We start from the raw sequence: 678 nt of genomic DNA, 5'->3' as shown, positions 1-678 counted from the left end.
ACTGCCTGATACATCTATTGTGTAGATTCCCGATAGTGGCACTAAAGCCGCTGCATCATATTCATTCGCTCCGATCGTCGGGGTTGCCTTTCGGGAAGCTCCGTTGATGTCTTCCGGTACTTCGGACAGTTGGATACCCGCATTGGCCAAAGCAGGAGAGCTCGCTGTCAAATCCGTATTGCTCGCATACTGTGGATCCGCTGTCAGGGAATTCGCATCCCGGGAAGATAAGACACGCCAATCGGCAAGGTCACCCGCATTCGAATTCCCCCATCTGCCCAGGTAAACACCTGAAGTGAAAAAGTCATTGTAATCCATCTCATCCAAACCTGTCGAGTTGGCCACATTCACAGCATAGCCTGTGTTCGACTTGAAGATGTTGTTCTTGATTTTGTTTCCCACTCCACCCGAGCCAAAGTAGTAAATACCCTGGGCTCCGCCTGTCGTGTTGATGTTGTTGTGGTAAAAACCCTGGTACTGGTTGGATACAAAGTATACCGAATAGCTACCTGCCTTTGAATGAATCTGGTTGTTGGCAATCAAGGCCGGGGAGCCCGCAGTGGCGGTACAGCTGGTCATATACAGACCATATTGATTCGCTCCCTCAATCCGGTTGCCAGTAAAGCGGAATGCCCCCTCTACTTCGTCTATAAAAAATCCATCCGAACTCGACGAGGA

The 678-nt window shown here is 50.0% G+C and carries 1 protein-coding gene; it reads right to left on the bottom strand.

Annotated features, from left to right (window positions below; genetic code table 11):
- Window positions 1-678: right-handed parallel beta-helix repeat-containing protein (locus tag BVC88_RS20990; protein WP_139316620.1), on the bottom strand; the 678-nt coding region annotated here is incomplete at both ends.

The organism is Algoriphagus marinus (assembly GCF_001936475.1).
Taxonomy (GTDB): Bacteria; Bacteroidota; Bacteroidia; order Cytophagales; family Cyclobacteriaceae; genus Algoriphagus; species Algoriphagus marinus.
The sequence above is the reverse complement of the archived record's forward strand: the minus strand, read 5'-3'. Positions and strand labels throughout refer to the sequence as shown.